10 protein-coding genes are annotated in these 17,160 nt (G+C 68.1%); 7 read left to right on the forward strand and 3 right to left on the reverse strand.

Translation table 11 applies throughout. The annotated features are described in order from the left end of the window. Positions 1-82: 82 nt before the first annotated feature. Positions 83-2,182, forward strand: a complete 2,100-nt coding sequence (locus ACZK2R_RS17510; protein ID WP_180837844.1) for a glycosyltransferase — start codon at positions 83-85, stop codon at positions 2,180-2,182. Here the strand turns inward: ACZK2R_RS17510 and ACZK2R_RS17515 are convergent. Both ACZK2R_RS17515 and ACZK2R_RS17520 read right to left on the reverse strand, forming a co-directional pair. Then, on the reverse strand, positions 2,179-3,744 hold the full coding sequence (locus ACZK2R_RS17515; protein WP_107431691.1) for a hypothetical protein: 1,566 nt from the start codon (positions 3,742-3,744) through the stop codon (positions 2,179-2,181). The genes ACZK2R_RS17510 and ACZK2R_RS17515 overlap by 4 nt on opposite strands. Positions 3,745-3,774: 30 nt before the next feature. Continuing rightward, the gene (locus ACZK2R_RS17520; protein ID WP_125892796.1) at positions 3,775-5,931 is read right to left on the reverse strand and encodes a RelA/SpoT family protein; all 2,157 of its coding nucleotides are present in this window, start codon (positions 5,929-5,931) and stop codon (positions 3,775-3,777) included. 130 nt (positions 5,932-6,061) lie between these two features. On the opposite strand from ACZK2R_RS17520, the gene ACZK2R_RS17525 reads away from it, so the two are divergent. Then, a complete protein-coding gene (locus ACZK2R_RS17525) occupies positions 6,062-6,598 on the forward strand; it encodes a hypothetical protein (protein WP_032130197.1) in 537 nt (178 codons plus the stop codon). 53 nt (positions 6,599-6,651) lie between these two features. Here ACZK2R_RS17525 and hrpA read toward each other — a convergent pair whose 3' ends face one another. Next, entirely contained in the window at positions 6,652-10,734 is a 4,083-nt protein-coding gene (gene hrpA, locus ACZK2R_RS17530) for an ATP-dependent RNA helicase HrpA (protein WP_180837843.1), read from the reverse strand. Between the two features lie 86 nt (positions 10,735-10,820). Here hrpA and ACZK2R_RS17535 point away from each other — a divergent pair, with 86 nt between their 5' ends. The 5 genes from ACZK2R_RS17535 (at position 10,821) to ACZK2R_RS17555 (ending at position 17,079) form a co-directional block, all read left to right on the forward strand. Beyond that, a complete protein-coding gene (locus tag ACZK2R_RS17535) occupies positions 10,821-11,369 on the forward strand; it encodes a Dps family protein (RefSeq protein ID WP_125892792.1) in 549 nt (182 codons plus the stop codon). Between the two features lie 526 nt (positions 11,370-11,895). Continuing rightward, positions 11,896-13,701, forward strand: a complete 1,806-nt coding sequence (gene recQ, locus ACZK2R_RS17540) for a DNA helicase RecQ (RefSeq protein ID WP_180837842.1) — start codon at positions 11,896-11,898, stop codon at positions 13,699-13,701. Positions 13,702-13,786: 85 nt separating this feature from the next. After that, positions 13,787-14,170, forward strand: coding sequence for a CopL family metal-binding regulatory protein (locus ACZK2R_RS17545; RefSeq protein ID WP_071229586.1), 384 nt, complete (start codon positions 13,787-13,789; stop codon positions 14,168-14,170). Between the two features lie 75 nt (positions 14,171-14,245). Then, complete coding sequence (locus ACZK2R_RS17550) at positions 14,246-16,057, forward strand: copper resistance system multicopper oxidase (RefSeq protein ID WP_032128515.1); 1,812 nt, start codon at positions 14,246-14,248, stop codon at positions 16,055-16,057. Beyond that, the gene (locus tag ACZK2R_RS17555) at positions 16,054-17,079 is read left to right on the forward strand and encodes a copper resistance protein B (protein WP_180837841.1); all 1,026 of its coding nucleotides are present in this window, start codon (positions 16,054-16,056) and stop codon (positions 17,077-17,079) included. Before ACZK2R_RS17550 ends, ACZK2R_RS17555 begins: the two co-directional genes overlap by 4 nt. The last annotated feature ends 81 nt before the right edge of the window (positions 17,080-17,160 follow it).

The following is a 17,160-nucleotide window of genomic DNA, read 5'->3' on the forward strand; positions in this document are numbered from 1 at the left end:
GTAGGGTCTGGCGAGTCTACCCCAGCCGCTGCGGCTGGCGAATTCTCCCGGGTTCCCCTGCTTAAGCTGGAGTTGCAACCGGATGGCGATGTCCCTGGCCGAGATCCGATACCTGATCAACCGCCTCACGGGCCTGGCCCGCCGGAGCCTGGCCAGCCTGCGTACCCGTGGGTGGCGGGCGACCTGGCAGCGCATCCGCGTGCATACCCAGCGCGCCGTTCCCGCGCCGCGAACGCCGCTGTTCCTGCCGCCGGTACAGGATTTCGCCCCCTTCACGGTGCCGTTCAGCGAAACGCCGCAAGTGAGTATCGTCATCCCGGTCTACAACCACGTCGGCCATACCCTGGCCTGCCTGCGCGCCCTGGCGGCACATCCGCCGCTGGCGGCGTGCGAGATCCTGGTCGTGGATGACGGCAGCAGCGACGCCACCGTGCAGTGGATGCCGCAGGTCGCCGGACTGCGCTATGAGGTGCGCGAGCACAACGGCGGCTTCATCGAGGCCTGCAACGATGGCGTGTCGCGCGCACGCGGCCGCTATGTGGTGCTGCTCAACAACGATACGGTGCCACAGCCGGGCTGGCTGGATGCCCTGCTGGACACGTTCGCCAGCACGCCCGACGCCGGCCTGGTCGGCAGCCAGCTGCTGTACCCGGATGGCCGCCTGCAGGAATCAGGGGGTGTGATCTTCGCCAACGGCAGCGGCTGGAGCTACGGCCGTTTCGAGGCGGCGGACGACCCACGCTTTGCCAGCCTGCGCGACGTCGACTACTGCTCCGGCGCGGCGCTGATGCTGCCGCGCGCCCTCTGGCAGCAGCTGGGCGGCTTCGATACCCGTTACAAGCCGGCGTACTACGAGGACACCGACCTGGCCTTCCGCGTTCGCGCCCAGGGCCTGCGTGTGCTGGTGCAACCAGCCAGCCGGGTGATCCACGATGAAGGCACCAGCAACGGCACCGATACCGGCAGCGGGGTGAAGGCCTACCAGGTGCGCAACCAGGCCATCTTCGCCGCCCGCTGGGCCACCGAGCTGGCCCGCCATCCGGCGGTGGGCGAAGTGCCGTCACCCGCGCTGCTGCTGCGTGGCCGACGCCAGGTGTTGATCCTGGACGAGGAAGTACCCCAACCGGATCGCGATTCGGCGTCACTGCGCCAGGTGAACCTGATCCGCCTGCTGCTGCAGGGCGGCGCTCATGTGGTGTTTGTTCCCACCCGCCGCGAACATGGCGGTGCCGCCACCGAAGCACTGCAGCGGATGGGCGTGGAAGTCTGGTATGCGCCGTTCCTCGATGGCGTCGCCAGCTGGCTGCGAACGCACGGTGCGCGTTTCCACGTGGCGCTGCTGGTCCGCCACCATGTCGCCCACGAGTGCCTGCCGCTGCTGAAGCGCTATGCGCCGCAGGCCCGCACCGTGTTCGACACCGTGGACCTGCACTACCTGCGCGAACGTCGTGGTGCCGAAGTCGCCGGTGATGCCGGGTTGCTGCGCGCCGCCGAGCGTACCCGCGCCAGCGAGCTGGCGGTAATGGAGCAGTGCGACGTCACCGTGCTGGTCAGTGCCGCCGAGCGCGAGCAGCTGCAGGCCGACGCCCCTTCCGTGCAGGTGGAGCTGATCTCCAACCTGCACGACGTCGCCGGCGCCGGCAAGCCGTTCGAACAGCGCCATGATCTGGTGTTTGTCGGCGGCTTCCGCCATCCGCCGAACCTGGATGCCATGGAGTGGTTCATCGGCGAAGTCTTTGCCGGCATCCGCGCCCGCCTGCCCGAGGTACGCCTGCACTGCATCGGTGCCGCCACACCGGAATCGCTGCTGGCATTGGCCGCACGCCAGCCCGGCGTGCAGATGCACGGTTTCGTCGAGGACATCACGCCCTACATGGACGGCGCACGCATTTCCATCGCGCCGCTGCGTTTCGGCGCCGGCGTGAAGGGCAAGATCAACCTGAGCATGGCCCATGGCCAGCCGGTGGTGGGTACCACCTGCGCCGTGGAAGGAATGCACCTGCACCCGGGCCAGGACGTGCTGGTGGCGGATGATGCGGCGGGCTTCGCCGATGCGGTGGTCCGCCTGTACCAGGATCCGCAGCTGTGGCAGCAGTTGTCCGACGCCGGCCTGGCCAACATCGCAGAGCACTTCTCCCTCGACGCTGCCCGCGCGACCGTGCAGCGGGTGTTCTTCACCTAATCCGGGCGACCGCCGGCGCGGCGCAGGCGGTCTTCGAACGCCGGCAGCTCGGCCAGGTCCGGTTGCAGCAACCGGGCCTGTTCGGCGGCGTGTGCCGCGAAAGCCAGATCGCCGTTGCCGAGCCGTTCGCTGCCGATCGCCAGCCAGCGCTGGGCCAGGCGCAGGCGTGCCGAGGGAAGCCCGGCCGCGGTCGGCGACAGGGTCTGCCACGCCTGCAGGCAGGCACCTGCGGCCTGCACGCGATTCTGCCGCAGGTTGTCGTCGAAGCAGCGGCGACTGGCGGGCAGCAGCCGCGCTGCGGCAGCCTTCACCCGTGCATCGCGTGGCGCCAGTGACTGCGCTTCGCGCAACGCGTCGAACGCACTGTGCCCGGGGGGGCTGATCCATTGCCCGGCACGTTCGGCGCGCTCGATCCTGCGCAGGTGGTCGCGCAGTTGGCGCTCGCGCTGCGTGTTGCTGACCGCCGGCTGCTGCAGCGCCTTCTGCGCCTGTTGGGCGCGCTGCAGGCGTTGCGCGAGCTGCTGTTGCGCCGCCGGCGAAGCACCCAGTTCCGCTGCCAGTGCGGCATCGGCCTGCGCCGCTTCGAACTGGAAATCGTCGGCCTGCTTCTGGCTGCGTGCCAGCACCGCCTGCAAGGTCTGTTCGCGGCCGCGCTGGGCACTGGAATCATCAACCGCCACTGCCAGCACGGCGAGGAATCCCTTCGCTGCGGATTCCAGCTGCCGACGCTGCAAGGCGCGCTGGGCCTGGCGCAGGCGCTGGTCGACGGCCTGTGCCAATGCTTCCTGGCTGGCGGGCAGATCGGCGTGGCCGGCATCGAACTGGCGCGCACGCTGCAGTATCGCGGCTGCCTCGGCCAGCTCGCCGCGCCCGGCCAGGATGCGGGCCTGCTGCAGCAGATCGCTCAGTGCGTCCTCGCGACCTTCCAGCGCCGGCAGATTGTCCGGCTGCAGTACCAGGATGCGCTGGAACAGGGGCAGCGCGCTGCTGTCACCGTCGTCCAGCCGGCCCGCTGCAAAGGCGTTGCGCGCCTGCGCCAGCAGTGCACCGATGCCGGCGCCTGCGCTGCGCCGGGCCTGCAGCTGGCGTGCCACGGCGTCCGCATCGCCCTGCGGCACCTGCAGTTCCCGGGCCAGTGCCAGCGCCTGCGCGCTGCCTTCGAGGTCGTTGGCCTGCAGTTTTTCGCTGGCCTGCTGCAGGGCCGCGGCGCCGGTACGGGCCAGCCCCTCACGGGCCTGCGGACGATCACCATCCAGCGCCAGCACGGCCTGGTAGCGCTCACGCGCACCACTGCCATCGGCGGCACTCAGCCGCCCAGCCGCCAGTGCGCGATCGCCTTCGGCCAGCAACTGTTCAATCTGAGGCTCATCCCAGAACCAGTCGGCCAGCGGCTTGCGCAGCAGCACCAGCAGCACGAACACCGCCAGCGCCGCGACCAGCGCCCAGCGCCACACCCGGCGCGCGTGACGTGCCTGCAGCCACCACCAACGGCCTTCGCGGCGGACGCGGTCCAGCGCAGGATGTTCAGCGCCATGCGGGCGATGCGGAGGCTCGCGTTCCATGCGTGCAGGGTAGCCGGGGCAGCGTGAAGCTCAGCCGAGGCGACGCGCCTCGCTCACGCCGGGCAGCGCATCCAGCTTGCCCAGCAGGGTCGACAGCTGGCCGTAGTCGCTCACCTTCAGGCGCAGGCGCAGGTGGGCACGGCCACTGTTGCGCACGTTGTCACTGTGGATGTCGAGCACGTAGGCGTCTTCCTGGGCGATCAGGTTGGTGATGTCCTTCAGCAGCCAACGGCGGTCGACTGCAGTGACCACCACGTCCACTTCGTAGCCGCCACCGGCCTGGCCCCACTCCACCGGCAGGATGCGCTGCGGGCTGGTGGCTGCCAGCCGGGCCAGCGCGGCACAGTCTGCACGATGCACGGTGACACCCCGGCTACGGGTCAGGTAGCCGACGATCGGTTCACCGGCCACTGGCTGGCAGCAACGCGCCAGCTGCACCAGCAGGTTGCCCACGCCCTGCACGGTGAACTTGGACTTGCCCAGGTTCTCACGGCGCGCGGTCGGCCGCGGCAGGGCTGGCACGGGCGCCGGCTGGCTCGCTGCACGTTCGGCTTCCAGCAGGGTACGACTGACCTGGTTCGGGCCGGTGTCACCCAGCGCCACCTGGATGTAGAGGTCGTCAACGCTGTCGGCATGGAACTTCTTCGCCGCCACCGCCAGATCAGAATGCTGCAGGCCCAGACGCTTCAGCTCGCGCTCGAGCAGTTCGCGCCCGGCCTGCACGTTGCGCGCGCGGTCCAGCTTGTGGAACCAGCTGCGTACTTTTTCGCGCGAGCGGTTGCTGGCCAGGAAGCCGTTGGCCGGCATCAGCCAGTCGCGGCGCGGATCGGCCTCCTTGCCGGTCAGGATCTCGACGCGGTCGCCGCTGCGCAGGCGGTAGGTCAGCGGCACGATACGGCCATTGACCTTCGCACCACGGCAGCGGTGGCCCACCATCGTGTGCACCTGGTAGGCGAAATCGAGCGGTGTGGCGCCCTGCGGCAGGTCCAGCACCTCGTCCTTCGGGCTCAGTGCATAGACCCGGTCCTCGGTCAGCTCGGCATCGAGCGCCCCGGCCAGTTCATTGCCCTGCCCGTCCTGCGCCTGCTCCAGCAGCTGGCGCATCCAGGTGATCTTGCGGTCGAAGGACTTCTCCGCGCCCTTGCCGCCTTCCTTGTACTTCCAGTGCGCGGCCACGCCCAGCTCGGCCTGCGAATGCATCTCGTGGGTACGGATCTGCACTTCGATGGTGCGCCCTTCCGGGCCGACCACGGCGGTATGCAGCGAGCGATAGTCGTTGGCCTTGGGCCGGGCGATGTAGTCGTCGAACTCGCTGGGCACCGGCGCCCACAGTGCATGCACCACGCCCAGCGCGGCGTAGCAGGCGGCGACATCGTCGACCATGACGCGCACCGCACGGATGTCGTACAGCTGGTCGAACGCCAGCCGCTTCTTCTGCATCTTCCGCCAGATGCTGTAGATGTGCTTCGGGCGGCCACTGACCTCGGCCTTGATGCCCTGCGCGACCAGTTCGCGCGACAGCACCTTCTTGACGTTCTCGACGTAACGCTCGCGGGCGATGCGGGTTTCGTCCACCTCCCGCGCAATGCGCCGGTAGGTCTCCGGTTCCAGGTGGCGGAACGCCAGGTCCTCCAGCTCCCACTTCAACTGCCAGATGCCCAGGCGGTTGGCCAACGGCGCATGGATGTCGCGGGTCAGCTGCGCCAGCGCGCGGCGCTGCTCGTCGTCCAGCTTGTCGGCCGCGCGCATGCGCGCCAGCTGCCGCGCCAGCAGGATGGGCACCACGCGCAGGTCACGGATGATCGCCAGCAGCAGGCGGCGCAGGCCCTCGCTGTTGCGCCCGGCCTCGCGGCCGGCGTGCAGCGCCCACACCGGATCGGCCGCATCCTGGCCATCCAGCAGGCCGATCACTGCGGCCTTGTGGTTGCCCAGCGGCAGTTGCTCCAGGCTGGCGCGCAGGCCGGGCAGATCGAACAGCAGGGCCGCGACCACCGCGCCTTCGTCGGCCGAGAGCATCGCCAGTGCGTCGAGGGTGTCGCCCAGCACCGACCAGCTGGCGCGCATCTGATGGTCGCAGTCCGGCGCTTCCCAGTGCCCGCGCAGGGCCTGGCGCAGCGGAGCAGGCAGCACGGCTGCCGAGGGGCGGTTCAACAAGGCATCCAGGCCGGGGACGGAAGCGCGGTTCACAGCATCGAGCAGGCAAGACAGAGGCCCCTACACTAGCGCCGGCGCCGTTCAGGGACAATCACCGCGGCCACCATCACCCGGCATGAAGACATGCCGCTACACTCGCGGGCAAACCCAGGAGAGTCCCGACATGTCCTCGATCGTCCCGCGTTTCCGCCTACGGCTGCTGGCCTGTGCCGCACTGTTGCTGTCCCTGTCGGCGCCTGCGCTGGCCCAGCGCGTGGTGGAGGGTGACCTGCAGCAGCAGATGTCACCGGCCGAGTTCAAGGCGGCCGGCCTGGACAAGCTCAACGCGCAGGAACTGGCCACGCTGAACCGCTGGCTGCAGGGCAAGGTCGAAGCGGCCACCACCCAGGCGGTTGCGGCCGTACGGGAAACGGCGCGCGAGGAAGGCCGTCAGGAAGTGATCGTGAAGAATCGCGGCTTCTTCGATTTCGGCAGCAGCGAGCCGATCACCGGCGTGCTGCAGGGCGAGTTCCGCGGCTTCGGCAAGGGCCGCGTCTACGTGCTGGACAACGGCCAGGAATGGGAGCAGACCGATGCAAGCACCCTGGCCGGTGTGCGCAAGCAGTCCCCCGCCGTCAGCATCAAGCCCGGTGTGATGGGCGTGTGGTACCTGAAGGTCGACGGCGTGAACACCCAGCCGAAGGTGCGCCGAACCAAGTAACGCCGTGACCTTGCTGCAGAGCCGAGCGTGGGCTCGGCTCTGCAGCAACGACGTCACGCCTGGCGCAATGCGGTCACCCGCTGCGCCAGCTTCTTCGCAGAGATGCCGGTGCGCGCACCCAGCTCCTGCGCGAACAGTGACACCCGCAGCTCTTCCAGATCCCAGCGCAGCGCCTGCCATTGCGGGCGCTCGCGCAGTCCCTGCTGCTCCCCCGCTGCCAGCGCTTCCAGGAACGGATGCAGTTCCAGCATGCGTGCCTGGTCACGTGGCGGATCACGCTTGGCACGCTCGGTGCGCAGGATCATCGCCTTCAGATAGCGCGGGTACTGCGCCAGCGCGTCGGCCGGCGTGTCGCGCAGGAAGCCGGGATGGATCAGCCCGACCAGCTGCGCTTCCATGTCGTCCAGATTGCCGCGTGCCCAGCCCATCAACGGTGCTTCCAGCATCGGCTTCAGTTCCGCCACCAGCGCCAGGATGGTCTCGGCCAGTTTCAGCCGCGACATGGCCTCGCCGAACAACGCCTTGGCCGCATGCTCACGGCGCTGTTCGAAGGCCGCCGCATCGCGGATGTCTTCCAGGCCCTCGGCCAGCACCGCGTTCATCGCCGCATCGACCAGGTCGCCACGCAGGCGCTCCTGCGACTCGATCGCCGCATACAACAGGCCGGTCTTGGCACCAACCGGCAGCTGCTTGCGCGCCTGCTTCACCTTCTCGGCCAGGGCAATCTCCAGCAGCCGGCGCACGCCCAGCGGATGGGTCTCCTGCGCCTGCTGGCAACCGGCGAAGATGCGCAGCGCCACGCTGTCGCCCTCGTCCAGCAGCGCCGGATAGGCCGGCACGCCTGCTTCACCGGGTACCTGCAGCGGAATCGGCGTGGCCGGGAACGTGCGCAGGCCATCGGCGGCCATCTCGCGCCCAGCGCGTGCAGCGAACGCATCGCCGGCACGACCACCGAATTTCGCGCGCAGTGCGTCCAGATCGCGCGAGGTCGCCAGCACCTTGCCCTGCTCGTCGCGCAGCCGCAGGTTCATGTGCAGGTGCGGTTCGATCGAACCAGGCTCGAAATCGAGCGCGGTCACCGTTGCGCCGGTCGCACGTGACAGGAAGCGCGCCAGTTCGCCGGTAATGGCATCGGCGCTGGGCTGCGGGAACGCCTCGTAGAACGCGCGGCCGAAGTCCGGTGCCGGCACGTAGTTGCGGCGCATCGCCTTGGGCAGGCTGCGGATCAGTGCCGAGGCCTTGTCGGCGACGAAACCCGGCGCCAGCCAGCCCAGTTGCACCGGGTCCAGTGCGTTGAGCAGGTGCAGCGGTACGTCCAGGGTCACGCCATCGTCGTCGGCACCCGGTTCGAAGCGGTAATGCAGCGGCAGGCGCGCCTGGCCCAGCGGCAGGTACTTCGGGTAACGCTCCTGTTCGCTGCCCTCACCCGGCAACAGATCGACCAGCGACCAGTGCAGAGTCTTGCGCAGTTCCGGCGCCAGCCCCTTCCACCAGGTGTCCAGACCCGCCGCCGAATGGATCTGCGGCGGCACCCGGTCCAGGTACCAGCGCGCCTGCCAGTCCTCGTCGGCAACGATGCCAGCACGGCGCAGCTTGGCTTCTTCCTCGCGGGCGATCTCCAGCACTTTCTGGTTGTCGGCCACGAAGCTGGCGCGGGTGTTGATCTCACCGGTCACCAGTGCCTGGCGCACGAAGATGTCATGCGCTTCGCCCGGCGCGATGCGACCGTAGTGCACCGGCTTCTTCGGCGCCAGCACCAGGCCGAACAGGCTGATCTGCTCGGAGGCCAGCACCTGGCCCTGCGCGCGCGACCAGTGCGGATCGAAGTGCTTGCGCAGCAGCAGGTGCGGCAGTTCGGCGATGACCCAGTCCGGCTCGATCGCCGCCAGGGTCATGCCCCACACCTTCTGCGTATCCAGCAGGTTGGCCACCAGCAGCCACGGCGGCGGCCGCTTGGACAGCGCCGAACCCGGGAACGGCAGGAAGCGGCGCTGGCGTGGCGCCTGGAAATCTCCCTTCTCGGTGCGGTGGCCGATCTGCGTCGGCAGGCCCGCCACCAGCGCCCGATGCAGGGTCTGGTACGCAGCGGCACGCACGCGTTCGCTGAAACCGCCGCCAACCGGTGCCTGTTCCTTCTGCGCACGCACGGCTACCGGCGCCGGGGCCGCCTCGGCCTTGCCTTCGCGGGCCAGGCGCGCGGCACGGTGCAGCTGGCCTCGGGTGGCTTTCACTGCGGCGGCATCATCACGCGCCGGGGCCGGTGCACTGCTGCCAGCCAGCAACGGCGCCATCGAGGCCTCGTTGGCCTCTTCCTTCCAGCCCAGTTCTTCGCACAGCAGGCGCAGCTGTCGATGCAGCTCGCGCCATTCGCGCATGCGCAGGAAACCGAGGAAATGGCGACCGCACCAGTCGCGCAGTTTGGATTGGGTCAGGTCTTCGTGAGCCTGCCGATAGGCATCCCACAGGCGCAGCACGCCGACGAATTCGGACCGCCCATCGGCGAACTGCGCATGCGCGCTGTCGGCCGCGCCACGCGCTTCCGGCGGGCGTTCGCGCGGGTCCTGGATGCCCAGGAACGAGGCGATCACCAGCATCGGCCGCAGGCAGCCGGCAGCCTGCGCGGCCACCAGCATGCGCGCCAGCTTCACGTCCACCGGCAGGCGTGCCATCTGCTTGCCGATGGTGGTCATGCGCCGCTCGGCGTCGATCGCGCCCAGTTCGGTCAGCTGCTGCCAGCCATCGGCCACCGCACGCTCGTCCGGCGCTTCCAGGAACGGGAACTCTTCGATGCGGCCCAGGCCCAGCTGCAGCATGCGCAGGATCACCCCGGCCAGGCTGGAGCGGCGGATTTCCGGATCGGTGAACTCGGGCCGCGCCTGGAAATCGGCCTCGGCGTACAGGCGGTAGCAGATACCCTCGGCGATACGGCCGCAGCGACCCTTGCGCTGATTGGCGCTAGCCTGCGAGATCGGCTCGATGTGCAGACGGTCGAGCTTGTTGCGCGGACTGTAGCGCTTGACGCGGGCAAAGCCCGGATCGACCACGTAGCGGATGCGTGGCACCGTCAGCGAGGTTTCCGCCACATTCGTGGCCAGCACGATGCGGCGGTTCGGGCCGGGGTTGAACACCCGGTCCTGGTCCTGGTTGGACAGGCGCGCGTACAGCGGCAGCACCTCGGTATTGCGGTACTTGCGGCGTTCCAGCGACTGGTGCGCATCGCGGATCTCGCGCTCGCCCGGCAGGAAGATCAGCACGTCGCCGCGCGAATCCAGACGGGTGATTTCGTCGATGGCCGACACGATGGCGTCGTTGACGGTGCGCTCGCCCTCCTGCTCGCCCTCGCCTTCCAGCGCGCGGTAGCGCACTTCCACCGGGTAGGTGCGGCCTTCAACGCTGATCACCGGCGCATTGTCGAAATGCTGGGCGAAGCGTTCGGTGTCGATGGTGGCCGAAGTGACGATCAGCTTCAGGTCCGGGCGCTTGCGCAGCAGCTGCTTCAGGTAGCCCAGCAGGAAGTCGATGTTGAGGCTGCGTTCGTGCGCCTCGTCGACGATGATCGTGTCGTAGTTCGACAACCAGCGGTCACTGGCGATTTCCGCCAGCAGGATGCCGTCGGTCATGAACTTGATTCGGCTGTCTTCGCTGACCTTGTCGTTGAAGCGCACCTGGTAGCCGACCAGCTGGCCCAGTTCGCTCTGCAGTTCCTGCGCCACGCGGCTGGCCACCGCACGTGCGGCAATCCGTCGCGGCTGGGTGCAGCCGATCATGCCGGCCTGGCCACGGCCTGCGGCCAGGCACAGTTTCGGCAGCTGGGTGGTCTTGCCCGAGCCGGTTTCACCAGCGATCACCACGACCTGGTGGTCGCGGATCAGCCCGATGATGGCGTCGGCTTCACGCGCAATCGGCAGCTGCGGGTCCAGAGTAATGGACGGCTGCTGCTGCGCCCGTGTCATCCGGCGCTGCACCGACGCCTGCAAGGCCTGCTCGAAAGTGGCGGCCAGTGCCGCATCCTGTGGCTTGGCCTGGCAACGCGAGAGCATCCCCAGCAAACGGCCCCGGTCGCGGCTCATGGCGCCGTCGATGGCGGCGCGCTGTTGGCGCAGGCGGGGCGATGGATTTTTATCGATAGAGTTCATCAATCGGTTCGTTCAAAACTTTGAAAGCGACCAGTCATCACGACCGGTTTATTGTGAAGGCCAACGATTCCACAAGGAGGAACCCCATGGCGAAGACCAAGAGCACGACCAAGGCCAAGACCGGCAAGCAGAAGCTTGCAGCGGCGGCACCGTCGGCGCCGAACATCGATATCGGGATCACCCAGGGCGACCGCAAGAAGATCGCCGACGGTCTGTCGCGTTTCCAGGCCGATGCGTTCACGCTCTACCTGAAAACGCACAACTTCCACTGGAACGTGACCGGGTCGATGTTCAACTCGCTGCACACCATGTTCGAGACGCAGTACACCGAGCAGTGGGCGGCACTGGACGACGTGGCCGAGCGCATCCGCGCGCTGGGCTTCAATGCCCCGGGCTCCTACCGGGAATTCGCTGCGCTGACCTCGATCGCCGAGGAACCGGGCCTGACCGACAGTGCGGACTGGCGTGAAATGGTACGCCAGTTGGTGGTCGCCAACGAAGCGGTCTGCCGTACGGCACGTGAAGTGCTGGACGTGGCGGCCAAGGGTGAAGACGCCCCGACCGAGGATCTGATGACCCAGCGCCTGCAGACCCACGAGAAGTACGCCTGGATGCTGCGCTCGCTGCTGCAGTAAGGGTTGGGGGTGTTCGGCAGGGCTGCGCCCTGCACCCGCAGAGGCCTTGAAGCCAAGGCCAGAGCCAGAGCAGAAGCTGGCTATCTGTGGGTTGGCGGGGTGGGTTCGGTTGCGGGGGACGCCGTAAATCCATCCATGGCGCTCACGCCCCCCGCAACCGGACACCCCCCGCCTTCGACAGTTTTTCGCGATCTGCCGGGACAGCGTCCGCTCTGGTAGGTGTCGACCTTGGTCGACACGGATGAATTCATTCGATATCTGACAGATGTGTCGACCAAGGTCGACACCTACCAACAGCCGCGTGAACCTGTCGAGGGCGGGGCGGTGTCGGATTGCGGGGTGTCAGCCGCATGGATGCGGCTGCCAAGCCTACACGGACGTACTTGCGGCGTCCCCGCAATCCGACACCGCCCCGCCAACCCACGGATCACCCCAGAGCCGGCTGTTGCCTTTGACGTTGCTCTGGCTTGTAGCAGGTGCGGGGCGCAGCCCTGCCGAGCCCCCCCCGCCGGGGTAAACTAGCCGGATGGCTTCCCGTCCCGCGCACGACCTGCTCCAACGCGTCTTTGGTTACGACGATTTCCGTGGTCCCCAGCAGGACATCGTGGAGCATGTGGCTGCCGGTCACGATGCCCTGGTCCTGATGCCCACCGGCGGTGGCAAGTCGCTCTGCTACCAGGTGCCGGCCCTGCTGCGTGACGGTTGTGGCATCGTCATCTCGCCGCTGATCGCGCTGATGCAGGACCAGGTCGAAGCCCTGCGCCAGCTCGGCGTGCGTGCCGAGTACCTGAACTCGACCCTGGACGCCGAGACCGCCGGCCGCGTCGAGCGCGAACTGCTCGCCGGCGAGCTGGACATGCTCTATGTCGCCCCCGAGCGCCTGCTGACCGGCCGCTTCCTGTCGCTGCTGTCGCGCAGCCAGATCGCCCTGTTCGCCATCGACGAAGCGCACTGCGTGTCGCAGTGGGGCCATGATTTCCGCCCCGAGTACCGCCAGCTGACCGTGCTGCACGAGCGCTGGCCACAGATCCCGCGGATCGCGCTCACCGCCACCGCCGATCCGCCGACCCAGCGCGAGATCGCCGAGCGCCTCGATCTGCAGGAAGCACGCCACTTCGTCAGCTCCTTCGACCGCCCCAACATCCGCTACACCGTGGTGCAGAAGGACAACGCCCGCAAGCAGCTGACCGATTTCCTGCGCGGCCACCGCGGCGAGGCCGGCATCGTCTACTGCATGTCGCGGCGCAAGGTCGAAGAGACCGCCGAATTCCTCTGCGGCCAGGGCTTCAACGCCCTGCCCTACCATGCCGGCCTGCCACCGGAAGTACGCGCCAGCAACCAGCGCCGCTTCCTGCGCGAGGACGGCATCGTGATGTGCGCCACCATCGCCTTCGGCATGGGCATCGACAAGCCGGACGTGCGCTTCGTCGCGCATACCGACCTGCCCAAGTCGATGGAAGGCTACTACCAGGAAACCGGCCGCGCCGGCCGTGATGGCGAGGCCGCCGAGGCCTGGCTGTGCTACGGCCTGGGCGACGTCGTGCTGCTCAAGCAGATGATCGAGCAGTCCGAAGCCGGCGAAGAGCGCAAGCAGCTGGAGCGGTCCAAGCTGGACCACCTGCTGGGCTACTGCGAATCCATGCAGTGCCGCCGCCAGGTGCTGCTGGCCGGTTTCGGCGAGACCTATCCCCAGCCCTGCGGCAACTGCGACAACTGCCTGACCCCGCCCGCCTCCTGGGACGCGACCATCCCGGCGCAGAAGGCGCTGAGCTGTGTCTATCGCAGCGGCCAGCGTTTCGGCGTCGGCCACCTGATCGATGTCCTGCGCGGCAGCGAGAACGAAAAGGTGAAGCAGCAGGGCCACGACAAGCTCAGCACCTACGCGATCGGCCGCGACCTCGACGCGCGCACCTGGCGCAGCGTGTTCCGCCAGCTGGTCGCCGCCAGCCTGCTGGAAGTGGACAGCGAGGGCCACGGTGGCCTGCGCCTGACCGATGCAAGCCGCGACGTGCTGACCGGCCGCCGCCAGATCAGCATGCGCCGCGATCCGGCCAGCAGTACCAGCAGCCGCGAGCGCAGCGCACAGCGCACCGGGCTGTCGGTGCTGCCGCAGGATCTGGCCCTGTTCAACGCCCTGCGCGGCCTGCGCGCCGAGCTGGCGCGCGAGCAGAACGTGCCGGCCTTCGTGATCTTCCACGACAGCACCCTGCGCAACATCGCCGAACAGCGCCCGACCAGCCTGGATGAACTGGCACGGGTCGGCGGCATCGGTGGCACCAAGCTGAGCCGCTACGGCCCGCGCCTGGTCGAGATCGTGCGCGAAGAAGGGTAGCGGCTCTACATTGGTGCTGGTCCAACCTTGAACCGGCCATTCAGCCGGAAGTGCATCCGCGCCCGCTTGCAGCTAGATTAGCGTCATGTCCCTGGCCTCGACCCTGCTCCGTGTCGTGCTCATGCTCAGCCTGTTGCTCAACGGGCTGAACGCGGCCATGGCCAGCGGTCACGAGGAAATGGGCCGGATGGCCCACGCCGCAGCCACTGCTGTTGACGGCGGCACCGCCGACTGCCACCACCACGCCGGCATGCAGGCCGACGAGGCTCCGCAGGCCAAGGCCCCCGCCCATGACGCTCATTGCCAGATCAAGGACTGCGTGCGCAGCTGTGCCCAGCACCCGCTGCTGGTAGTGCTGCCGTTGCCGGTCATGGCCGGCCCGGCATTGTCGCTGGCCCCGCAGCCGATGCCGGCCAATGGCCGTCCGGCGCCGCCGCTGCCGCCGATTTCGCGTCCTCCCATCGGCTGATTCCACACGCACCGTGCGCCCTGCGCACCGCAGCCGGCCGCCTGCCGGCGTCTTTACGTGTCTGGAGTCACCACCATGAATACCCGCATTCCCCCCGGTCCGGGCGCTGTGCCCATGCCGTCGCGCCGCCTGTTCGTGCAGGGCCTGGCCGCCGGCGGCGTGGTTGCCGGCATCGCCGCTGTCGGCGTGCCGCAGCGCGCGCTCGCCGCCGCCACGGCCGCCCCACGGCTGGCCGGCGCCCCCGCCGTGCTCAGCGACACCCGCATCGAACTGGCCATCGGCGAATCGCTGGCCAATTTCACCGGCCGCACCCGCCCGGCGATCACCGTCAACGGCTCGCTGCCGGCACCGATCCTGCGCTGGCGCGAAGGCCAGACCGTCGACCTGTTCGTGCGCAACACGCTGGAACGCCACCCGACCTCGATCCACTGGCACGGCATCCTGCTGCCCGCCAACATGGACGGCGTGCCCGGCCTGAGCTTCAACGGCATCGGCCCTGGTGAGACCTACCACTACCACTTCGAGCTGAAGCAGTCGGGCACCTACTGGTACCACAGCCACTCCATGTTCCAGGAGCAGGCTGGTCTGTACGGCGCGCTGATCATCGACCCGGCCGAACCGGCGCCGTACCACCACGACCGCGAGCACGTGATCATGCTGTCGGACTGGACCGACATGGACCCGGGCGCGCTGTTCCGCCGCATGAAGAAGCTGGCCGAGCACGACAACTACTACAAGCGCACCCTGCCCGACTTCCTGCGCGACGCGAAACGCGACGGCTGGTCGGCGGCGCTGTCCGACCGTGGCATGTGGGGCCGGATGCGGATGACGCCCACCGATATCTCCGATATCAACGCGCACACCTATACCTACCTGATGAACGGCACCGCCCCGGCCGGCAACTGGACCGGGCTGTTCCGCAGCGGCGAGAAGGTGCTGCTGCGCTTCATCAATGGCGGGTCGATGACCTACTTCGACGTACGCATTCCTGGCCTGAAGATGACCGTGGTCGCTGCCGACGGCCAGTACATCCACCCGGTGAGCATCGATGAGTTCCGCATCGCCCCGGCCGAAACCTACGATGTGATCGTCGAACCGAGCGGCCAGGACGCCTTCACCATCTTCTGCCAGGACATGGGCCGCACCGGCTACGCCGCCGGAACATTGGCGGTTCGCCATGGCCTGCAGGCACCGATTCCCGCGCGCGACCCACGTCCGTTGCTGACGATGAGCGACATGGGTCACGACATGGGCAGTGGTGGCCACGGCGGTCACGACATGGCCGCGATGAAAAGCATGGAAGGTGGCTGCGGCGCCAGCATGGGCCACGGCGCGCACGGCGGCGGCGATGCCGCCAGCAAGGCACCGAAGCACCCCGCCAGCGAACGCAACAACCCGCTGGTGGACATGCAGAGCTCGGCCTCCGAACCGAAGCTGGACGACCCCGGCATCGGCCTGCGCGACAACGGCCGCCAGGTGCTGACCTACGGCGCGATGCGCAGCCTGTTCGAAGACCCGGATGGCCGCGAGCCGAGCCGCGAGATCGAACTGCACCTGACCGGACACATGGAGAAGTTCTCCTGGTCGTTCGATGGCATCCCGTTTGCCAGCGCCGAACCACTGCGGCTGAACTACGGCGAGCGCATGCGCATCGTGCTGGTCAACGACACCATGATGCAGCACCCGATCCATCTGCACGGCGTGTGGAGCGATCTGGAAAACGCACAGGGCGAGTTCCAGCTGCGCAAGCACACCATCGACATGCCGCCGGGCACCCGCCGCAGCTATCGCGTGCGCGCCGATGCACTCGGCCGCTGGGCCTACCACTGCCATCTGCTGTACCACATGGAAGCGGGCATGATGCGCGAAGTGAGGATCGAAGAATGAGCCGCTCACTGCTTTCCCCCAGCCTGCTGGCCCTGGGCCTGGCCGCTGCATTGCCCGTGTTCGCGCAGTCGCACGCTGGTCACGACATGGCCGCGATGGATCCGCCCGCGAAGACCGTGAAGGCACCGGTCGAACCGGTCGATCATTCGAAGATGGATCATTCGAAGATGGATTCGGGTGCGATGGACCACTCAGCCATGGACCACTCGAAGATGGACCATGGCGCGAGGCAGCCGGCGACGATGGACCATTCCACGATGGATCATTCCACGATGGACCACGCCGCGATGGGCCACGGATCGCCTGCACCGACCGAACCGCGCGAACCCATCCCGGTGCCGACCGACGCCGACCGCGCCGCGGCCTTCCCGCCCATCGCCCACGGTGCGATGGAGCATGCGCCGGAGATCAACAGCCTGCTGCTGATCGACCGTCTGGAACATTGGGATGGCAAGAGCAGCAATGGTCAGGCCTGGGAGGCGACCGGTTGGATCGGCGGCAACATCAACCGCCTGTGGCTGCGCACCGATGGCGAACGCAGCCGTGGCCGCACGGAATCGTCGTCACTGGAAGCACTGTATGGCCGCAGCGTGTCGCCATGGTGGGACGTGCTGGTCGGCGTGCGCCAGGACTTCCGCCCGGCCGACTCGCGCACGTGGGCGGCCGTCGGCATCCAGGGCCTGGCGCCGTACAAGTTCGAGAGCTCGACCACGCTGTACATGGGCTCCGGCGGCCAGGTGCTGGCCAAGGCCGAAGTCGAGTACGACGTGCTGCTGACCAATCGCCTGATCCTGCAGCCGCTGCTGGAAGCCACCGTCGCGGCCAAGGACGAGAAGGAGTACGGCATCGGTCGTGGCCTGAACAAGGTCGAAGCCGGTCTGCGACTGCGCTATGAGTTCAGCCGCCGCTTCGCGCCCTACATCGGCATCAGCCACGAACGCACGTTTGGTGACACCGCCGACTATGCCGGTGACCACGCGCGCGACACGCGCTGGGTGGCTGGCGTGCGCATGTGGTTCTGAGCAGCAGATCGTGAGCAATGGCCAGCCCCGGCAGCCGCCGGGGCCGGCTACACTGCGCCACGTTCCAATGCAGGCACCGCT

The organism is Stenotrophomonas sp. 96582_Sma, from assembly GCF_056480905.1.

Coding starts and splice junctions, on each gene's coding strand:
- ACZK2R_RS17555 (WP_180837841.1), top strand. CDS start 16,054: ATGAGCCGCTCACTGCTTTCCCCCAGCCTGCTGGCCCTGGGCCTGGCC.
- ACZK2R_RS17515 (WP_107431691.1), bottom strand. CDS start 3,744: ATGGAACGCGAGCCTCCGCATCGCCCGCATGGCGCTGAACATCCTGCG.
- ACZK2R_RS17510 (WP_180837844.1), top strand. CDS start 83: ATGGCGATGTCCCTGGCCGAGATCCGATACCTGATCAACCGCCTCACG.
- recQ (WP_180837842.1), top strand. CDS start 11,896: ATGGCTTCCCGTCCCGCGCACGACCTGCTCCAACGCGTCTTTGGTTAC.
- ACZK2R_RS17535 (WP_125892792.1), top strand. CDS start 10,821: ATGGCGAAGACCAAGAGCACGACCAAGGCCAAGACCGGCAAGCAGAAG.
- ACZK2R_RS17545 (WP_071229586.1), top strand. CDS start 13,787: ATGTCCCTGGCCTCGACCCTGCTCCGTGTCGTGCTCATGCTCAGCCTG.
- hrpA (WP_180837843.1), bottom strand. CDS start 10,734: ATGAACTCTATCGATAAAAATCCATCGCCCCGCCTGCGCCAACAGCGC.
- ACZK2R_RS17550 (WP_032128515.1), top strand. CDS start 14,246: ATGAATACCCGCATTCCCCCCGGTCCGGGCGCTGTGCCCATGCCGTCG.
- ACZK2R_RS17525 (WP_032130197.1), top strand. CDS start 6,062: ATGTCCTCGATCGTCCCGCGTTTCCGCCTACGGCTGCTGGCCTGTGCC.